The organism is Streptomyces sp. MUM 2J (genome assembly GCF_022414535.1).
Lineage (GTDB): Bacteria > Actinomycetota > Actinomycetes > Streptomycetales > Streptomycetaceae > Streptomyces.
Window position 1 is genome coordinate 1 of the sequence record NZ_JADWYM010000082.1, and the last position, 8232, is coordinate 8232.

Here is an 8232-nt window from a genome sequence, read left to right on the forward strand (position 1 = left end):
CCGCGTACATCAACCACCGGCAAAGCCCCACGTCACAGCACCATCAGACGACTTTGCCGGAGCCCTGACCTCAACCCGCACACGGGAACTGGAACCAAACAATCGTTTGACCCATATGGATGGTCACTATGCTCTGCGTGAACGACTGATAGGCACGTGAATTTGGCGGTTATGCAGGTGTTATGCGCATCGCCGAACTGTCGCCCCAGCTGTACCAGCTCAGCTTCGAGGTCGGACACGCCTACCTGTGGCGGGATACCGACTCACTCACGCTGATCGATACCGGGACAGCCGGATCGGGGAAGCTGATTGCGAGGTCGATCAAGTGCTTGGGATTGTCACCAGAAGAACTGAACCATGTGGTGCTGACACACGCGCATGAGGATCACGCGGGTGCGGCGGCCGAGATCGAGGCATGGGGCGGTGTGACGGTGATAGCGCATCGCCTCGAGGTTCCAGTGATCCGTGGTGAGAGCATCGCGCCGAAGCCTGCGTTCGAGGGAGCGCCCGACTGGGAGCGGAAACTGTACGAGACCAAGCCTCCGCTCCCGTCTGCTCCGCCAGCCCGAGTGAATCGGGAGCTTGAGGAGGGCGATGTGCTGAACTTCGGCGGCGGGGCCCACGTGCTCGGCGCGCCTGGGCACACGGATGGCAGCATCGCGCTGTACCTGCCGAAAACGGGTGTGCTGTTCACCGGTGACGCCATTGCGAACGAGGGCGGGCGGACCATGTTGGGCGTCTTCAACACAGAACGCAACCGCGCGATCGCTTCACTTCGCAGGCTTGCCGAACTGGAAGTGGAGACGGCCTGCTTCGGTCATGGAGACCCCATCGTGAAAGGTGCGTCAGCAGCTTTGCGGGAGGCAGCGAATTTCCATGAGGTAACCGGTTAGGGCCATGCCGGCTCTGCCGTTATCTCCAGTACCGCGCACCCGAAGACGAACCCGGCACCGACACCGGACAGCACTACCTTGTCTCCCGGTCCGACGGCCTTAGACTCGAGCAGGTGGCTGAGTCCCGCGATCTGGTCCCCCGCACCCAGGTGTCCGAGCTCGCGCCCAAAATCCCAGGTGGTCTGGGTGATGCTGATGCCAGAGACCTCTTCGATGAGGTCCCAGTCGACCACTGCGCGCCCGGCATGGGCGTACACGAACCGAGTGATGTCCTTGACCTTGACGTCGGCCTCGGCCATGGCCCGATCCATGGCCTCCTGCTGTCCCTCGCGCAACGAGCGGGCCAGGTCAGCCACATCTACGCCAGAGCCCAGATACTCCTTGAGACGCTGCCGCATGTCGATGGGCCATCCGTGCCCGCCCGCTTCAGCAGCCCACGGCCGCGTACCGCGGTAGGCACCCTCATGGGTGGTGTCGGAGACGACGGAAGTGGACAGCAGTCTGGCCACGCCGGAGCCCCGGGTGAGGACAAGCGCGGTGGCTCCGTCCCCGCGCGGCAGCCCCTTGTCTGACCGATAGCGGTCGAACATGGGCGGCTGGTACTTGTCGCAGGTGGTGATCAGGGCGGCGCACGGTGACGGACGGACCGTCAAGTGGGCGGCGGCGAGGTCGATCGCGGCTATGGCGCCGTTGGACGCCTGCTGGAGCTGGACCGCCGACCCTCGACCGCCGACGGTTCGGGCCTGGATGTACGAGGCGGGTGTCCAGTGGTCGAGGCCCTGGTAGCCGACGCTCGTGACATGGGCGACGAGATCGAAGTGCTCGTGGGGTGTCCGGGTACGTTTCAACGCGATCCGCGCCGCCTCCACGGCCATGTCCGGATGACCCATGTCATCGACCACGCTGACGCCAGCGTAGTCGTCGGCCTCGCGTTCCTCGGCGGAGTAACGGCCCTCGGCCACCGCCAGCCGCACGTCCTCGCGCCGCCCTGCCCACACCGCGGCCGCGTCGACGTACAAATCGTTCCAGCGCATCTTCGATGGCTCCTACTCTGACCGTGCGGGCGTTGCGGACTGTTCGGCCGGGGCCGATCGGGGAGGTGCCATGCCAAGTGCGGTGACCGCGCTGACGACCATGCACAGCACGATCGCGTACCAGACCTTCATGAAGGCGGCGTGCGTGTCGCCGTAGGTGGTGGGAACCCCGATGAGCGCGACGAAGAGGCTGACACCGAGCACCGCGCCGACCTGGCGGCTCATGTTGACGACGGCGCTTCCGGTGGCGAACCGCGGCGGAGGGAGGGTGGCGGTGGCCAGACCCAGCATGAACGGCAGGGCGAGGCCCACCCCGATGCCGCCGATGAACCATCCGGGCAGGAGCTCGGTCGCGTAGTCGGGGGTCCGGTCGAGCAGCAGGCCCTGGCTCAGTACGCTCCCCGCGAGGATGACGCACCCGATGGCCGCCAGCCGGCTCGGCGGCACACGCTTGGCGAGCCTTCCGCCGGCCGCGGTGGCGAAGGGGACCACCAAGGGGCCGGGCACGAGCCCGAGACCTGTGCGCAGAGCGGAGTAGTGCCACACCTGCTGCATCCACAGGATGGCCGCCAGCAGGTTCGCGGCGAAGGCGACGCTGAACACGAGGGCGGTCAGGTTGGCCCAGGCGAAGCTGCGGACCCGCATCAACGCCGGTTCCACGAGCGGGTTCTCGTGGCGTAGCGAACGCGACCAGAAGGCGCCGCAGGCCAGTACGCCTGCGGCGAGCACCAGGGTGGAGCGCGGCACGGACCAGGCATCGGCCTGGACCAGGCCCAGGGCCACCAGGCCGATGCCGGCGGTGAGCAGCACGGTGCCGACGACGTCCGGCACCCGCTCTCCTCGTTCGTCGTGAGAGGCCGGTAGCACCCTTGCGGCCACAGCGATCAGCAGGGCGCCGACGGGAAGGTTGACCAGGAACACCCAGCGCCAGGAGACCGTGGTCAGAAGGCCTCCCGCGACCGGTCCCACCGCGGCGGCCAGGGCACCGGTGGAGGCCCAGGTACGGACCGCGCCCGCGCGCCGTTCCGGCGGAAAGACCGACAGCAGCAGTCCGAGGCTCGCCGGGGTGAGCATCGCCGCGCCGGCCGCCTGCAGGAGCCGGAAAACGATCAGCATCCAGAGCGAGGCCGACAGCGCGCATCCGAGGGACGCGCCGGTGAAGACGGCGACGCCGGCGAGGAAACCGGCCTTGCGGTCGTGCCGGTCGACCAGTCGGCCCAAGGGCACCAGAAGCGCGGCGAAGATGATCGCGTAACCGTTGAGCACCCAGGACACCTGGGACAGCGGCGCGTGGTCGAAGGCCGCACTGATCCTCGTGAACGCCACATTGACGATGAACAGGTCCAGGCTGGCCATGAATGCGGCCAATGACAGGATGCCAAGCGCCGTACCTGTGTGCACCGTCCTGGGCTTGGCTGTTGATGGAGACAAGGATTCCGTGTCCGTTCGCCGTAGGGCCATGGGCGCGCGTGACAGGCGCGTCGACACTGTAGGACCGGGCGGGCCGGGTATCCAGACAGCCGTGAGCCAGGTACTCCACGCACCACGACGACCTATGGACATTGGTGCCAGTGTCGGCAAGTTTCAGAGCCACAGGCATGGCCGAATTTAGGTGCACCTGGCCAAAATCCAGCCATCTCTTGGGGAATTCTTTACATTCGCCGCCACCTCCACCTTGTTGAAGATTCAGTGACTTCACCGAGTCATGGCCGAATCCGACTCCCTTGCATATGCCGAGATCATCGAGTTACCGTCTGATGCAGCTTTTGGACATTACGGGGGTCACAATGTCTGATTCCGAGTTCCGTCGGCGGGAACGTGCACATTTCCTGCGCACCCGTCGCGAGTCGATGAAGCCGGAGGCAGTCGGACTACCAAAGGGGTCGCGCAGGCGCACTCCAGGACTGCGCCGAGAGGAGGTCGCGGTACTGGCCGGCGTGAGTCCCACCTGGTACACGTACCTGGAGCAGGCCAGGGACATCTCTCCATCGCAGGAGGTACTCGACAGTCTCGCCGACATACTGAATCTTTCAGTATACGAGCGTTTATATCTGTACAATCTGTCGCATCCCGCCCCCCTGCCAACAGAACACTCTCCCCAGCGTCCGGCCGCCGTGGAGAACTTGATCGAAATCGTCGAATCGGTGGCCCCGCTTCCCGCATACCTGTGTTCACAGGTATGCGATCTGATGGCCTGGAACAACGAGGCGATCGACTGGTTCGGGGACTTCGCCCCGTCCTCCGAACCGCGCCCCAACCTGCTGGTCTGGATGTTCGCCTCGGAGACCGCGCGGGAACGCTTCGTGGACTGGCAGGATCAGGCCAAAGGCCTGGTCGCCTGTTTCCGCGCCGACGCCCTGGAGTGCCGGGACACCGCCCAGGTGACCTCGCTGGTACAGGATCTCGCCGCGGTCAGCCCTCACTTCCGCCGCGCTTGGGACGAGCACGTGGTGGGCAGCCAGGGCATGAGCCAGTGCACGGTGCGCCACCCGCGACACGGCGTCATCACCATGCGAAGGATCAATCTCAGGCATCAGGCCGCGCCCGAGCCGTTGAAACTCGTCGTCCATCTTCCGGTCGACGTCCCGCACGACGAGCGTCTCCGGACAACACTCACGCGGCCCGGACTGCGCGGCGCCGGCATTCCCTGAGACGGCGCGGGCCCGTCCGCGGCCCCCTCAGCATGGCGTAAGAAGTACCAGGCTATTTACTTTCTGGATAGCCGCCTCCACCTGAGCAACTCTGGTCGGGCGAGCCGAGTCTCCAGTAAACGGCGGGTGAAATCGTCGGCCGAGCGGAATCCTGCTCCGCCGACGATTTCACCGCAGTTCGGCTGATCATTCGGCGAAATGCGTCCAAGGCGCCACAGGTTTCTCTGGAGGTATTCTCTTGCTGACACGCCGTACTGTGAAACATACCTGCCTGGTGGCGGGAAATGACGTGTCTCCCGATCAACTTGCTCGTCTCGACCGGCTCCGGAAGTCCCGTCTGGCCGAACTGACGGAATTCACGGGAAGCGAAGAAATTCCTTGGGACGTCCGACGCTACCCGGTTCTCGCGGCACTCGCCCCGGTCATGACGTCGACGGAGGGCGAGATCACCTACCCCGGCGACCCCATGTGCCTGTACGCCGCCCTTTCGGTCGCGGTCGACCACGCGCTGCGCTCGGCCAGCCGAGGTGCGGGGCTCAATTCGCCGTTCAGCGATTTATGTCCCGACTGGGGCACGGTGCCCCACCGCCGGAACAGGCTCGCCGCCGACCATTCGCTCCGGCAATGGAACCCGGACGACAGCGTCGTCGATCATACTGTTTTCGACCCCCGTGTCTGGGACGACCGCGCGGAGGCCGATTTCCGCGCGGAACTGCGCTGTCGCAGCCCCAGAGTTCTGCTCATCAGCACGGTCTCACCGGGCAACCGCTACGCGCTGGAGATGGCACGAGTCACCAAGGAGGAATTACCTCACTGTCTCGTGGTCGTCGGCGGTCGGCACATCGACGAGACCATGCGGTACTTGCCCGGCACGGACGAGCTGGTCGTGGAGTACAGCAGCCCCTTGCGGGCCATCGACGACCGGCGGGTCGGACCCGTCGTCGACTTCCTCGTCGCGGGGGAGGGCCACTACGCGTTGGACCTGCTGCTGCGGGCGGTGTCCCTCGCCATGGACCTGGACCGCGGCCGAGCCGATCCCACCGACATCGTCGACATCCTCGACCTGCTCGGCCGGGCCGGGGAGCGCATCCCGGGTACCTCCCTGATCTGCGCGATCACCGAGGACGCCGTACACGCCTTCCCGGTCCGAGGCCCGGCCTTCGACCTCGCCGACCTCCCCTCCCCCTACCAGGGGTTCGCGATCCGCTCCCGCTTCCCCGTCTTTCCGCTCGCCAACGGATCCCCCGCCCGTACCGCCCACATGACGGTCTCCAACGCCTGCCCATACCACTGCGACTTCTGTTCAGAGGCGGCCACGGTGGTCGGCGGGCTGAAGAGATTCGGCCGCGATCCGGCGGCCACCGCGGTCGAGCGGATCTGCGAGTACATCAGCTACGGCGCGGAGGCCGCGTTCTTCGACGACTCGATCTTCTGGTCCGGCACCTTCCCCCAGATCCGGGCCTTCTGCGATCAGCTCAGCACCGTGCGACGGGCCAAGTGTCCCGACGACCTGCCTCCCGCCTGCCGCAGGTGGATCGTCGAGGACGACGACTGGCGGCGACTGCGCGAGTTCCAGTTCGGCGCCCAGGTCACCGTCGACCTGATGACCGCCCTGCACAAGGAGGACGACGTACGCCAGGTGCTCGCCGCCATGCGCGAGGCGGGCTGCACGTACCTCTACATGGGGATCGAGAGCATGGCCACCGAGGTCATGCAGCACGTGCACAAGAACGTTCGCCGCACCGCGGACCGGCCGTGGAAGACGAAGGTGCGCCGGGCCCTGGAACTGATCCTCGAGGCCGGCATACCTGTGGGCAGCTCGGTCCTTTTCGGCCTCGAAGGAGAGACCAGGGAGACCATCGAGGAGACCGTCCAGGAGGTCGGCCTCCTCATCGACGACGGTCTGCTCGGTCTCGCCAGCCCCAACATCCTCACCTATCACCCCGCGACCGCCATCACACGCGCCCACGGCATGGCCGACCGACTCGACTACCACTCCCCCCAGGTGGAGAACCGGCCACCGTACGTCTACTTCGAGGAGGCCTTCCCCGGAGTGGTCTCCCGGCGTCTGACCGAGGAGGACATCTGGTTCATCCACGAATCGACGGCGAAACGCTGGGGCACCGTCCGCAACTCCGCAGTTCCGGAGCAGCGCAGCACCGTCTGATCCCGTTTCCTCACTCACCGCCGTGGAGCCCATCGGTGCACACCATCAAGGACACCTTGCGGACGATCGTGGCTGAGCGCAGCCACGACGTACCCGACGACGACTTCCGCCTGCGCGCCCTGTGGGGCGTGGACTACCGTGCCCAGCCCACCCCCTACGAACGGTTCATGGTCTACAGCTTCGTCATGGCCCAGACGGTCCGACAAGGCTGCTGTTATGCCGACTTCGGCACCGTCTCCGTCGACGCGGACGGCGACGCGCTGATCGGTGGTGACGCCCGGGAAACCGTCGGCCGCACCGACGAGGAGAACATCGCCATCCTGGACGCGGCCTTCGGCGCGCTCCCGCACACCCCGCAACGCCGGCTCGTCATCGACGGACGTCCGACCGAGAAGGCGTTGGCCCGCGCCGAGGTCATCGTCGAGGAGACCCTGCGCCAGCTGCGTCGCACGGGCAGCGGGAAGCGCATCGCGCAGATCGGTGTCATGGGGAACCTCATCCACCTGCTCCAGCAGGAGAACGTCACGCTGGCCGCCAGCGACTTCGACGATGAACTGATCCAGCACGGCATCCTCGGTGTGCCGGTCCACCACGGCGACCGCAGCGCGGAGCTGGTCGCGGACGCCGACGTGGCCCTGGTATGCGGCGAGACGCTCGCCAACAGGACCCTGGAGTCCCTGGTGACCGCGGCCCGCGAGAACAACACCCGTCTGGTCGTCTTCGCCGTCTCCGGCTGCCACTTCGCGCAGGAGTACGTGCAGACCTTCGGGATCGACGCGGTGGTGTCCGAGCCGCAACCGCAGTACCTCTTCCAGGGGCCATCGCGGTTGGAGGTGTACCGGCGAGATCACTGAGCGCCGCCGACCCTCACGACACCCCTCACGCCGTTGGCCGCACCTCTGGAGGTGCGGCCAACGGCGCATGCGCGGTCACCACGACCGCCGCGACCCGCTACGGCGCGAGTTCCCCGTACAGGTACTCGGCGAGTTCCAGCGTGGTCGGGTAGTCGAAGACGAGCGTGCTGCTCAGCCGCAGGCCCGTCATCGCGTTGAGGCGGTTGCGCAGCTCGACAGCGGTGAGCGAGTCGAAGCCGAGATCCATCAGTTCGGCTTCCACATCGACCTCGTCCACCGAGTCGTGCCCAAGGACGGCGGCCACCTCCCCACGGACAGCATCCAGAACGAGCCGGGCCCGCTCCGGTTCCGCCAGGTCCTCGAGCTGCGCCTTCAGGCTGACGGGCGGCGTCGGCTCCGGCCGTGCGTCCGCTTCCTCGACAAGGCTGCCGAGGAGTAGCGGCAGGTGCTCCTCCGCGATTGCACTGCGCAGGGCGGCCGGGTCGAAGCGGGCGGCGACCACAGCCGGGGCCTCGGTCGCCAGTGCCGCGTCGAACAGCTCGAGAGCCTCCGCCGTGGAAAGGGGAGCGATGCCGAGGCGGGCGAGTCGGGCCCGGTCGGCTGCTGCCAGCCGACCGGTCATGCCACTGCTCT

Annotated in this window: 7 protein-coding genes; 4 read left to right on the forward strand and 3 right to left on the reverse strand. The window is 66.6% G+C overall.

Features of this window, described 5'->3' with window-relative positions:
- The first annotated feature begins 182 nt into the window (after positions 1-182).
- A complete protein-coding gene (locus I3F54_RS31515; RefSeq protein ID WP_240122348.1) occupies positions 183-893 on the forward strand; it encodes an MBL fold metallo-hydrolase in 711 nt (236 codons plus the stop codon).
- Here the strand turns inward: I3F54_RS31515 and I3F54_RS31520 are convergent.
- Complete coding sequence (locus tag I3F54_RS31520; protein WP_240122349.1) at positions 890-1927, reverse strand: ketoacyl-ACP synthase III family protein; 1038 nt, start codon at positions 1925-1927, stop codon at positions 890-892. The genes I3F54_RS31515 and I3F54_RS31520 overlap by 4 nt on opposite strands.
- A gap of 12 nt (positions 1928-1939) precedes the next feature.
- Positions 1940-3295 carry an MFS transporter gene (locus I3F54_RS31525; RefSeq protein WP_240122350.1) on the reverse strand — a complete coding sequence of 452 codons (1356 nt, stop codon included), beginning with the start codon at positions 3293-3295 and terminating at the stop codon, positions 1940-1942.
- A gap of 419 nt (positions 3296-3714) precedes the next feature.
- Here I3F54_RS31525 and I3F54_RS31530 point away from each other — a divergent pair, with 419 nt between their 5' ends.
- The 3 genes from I3F54_RS31530 to I3F54_RS31540 all read left to right on the forward strand — a co-directional run bounded on the left by I3F54_RS31530 (position 3715) and on the right by I3F54_RS31540 (position 7599).
- Complete coding sequence (locus I3F54_RS31530; RefSeq protein ID WP_275677169.1) at positions 3715-4578, forward strand: helix-turn-helix transcriptional regulator; 864 nt, start codon at positions 3715-3717, stop codon at positions 4576-4578.
- A 424-nt stretch (positions 4579-5002) separates the two neighbouring features.
- Entirely contained in the window at positions 5003-6745 is a 1743-nt protein-coding gene (locus I3F54_RS31535; protein WP_240122351.1) for a radical SAM protein, read from the forward strand.
- 35 nt (positions 6746-6780) lie between these two features.
- Positions 6781-7599 (forward strand): Rossmann-like domain-containing protein, encoded by an 819-nt coding sequence (locus I3F54_RS31540; RefSeq protein WP_240122352.1) that lies wholly within the window; start codon positions 6781-6783, stop codon positions 7597-7599.
- Positions 7600-7696: 97 nt separating this feature from the next.
- Here I3F54_RS31540 and I3F54_RS31545 read toward each other — a convergent pair.
- On the reverse strand, positions 7697-8232 hold a 536-nt coding region (locus I3F54_RS31545), incomplete at its 5' end, for an acyl carrier protein (protein WP_240122353.1).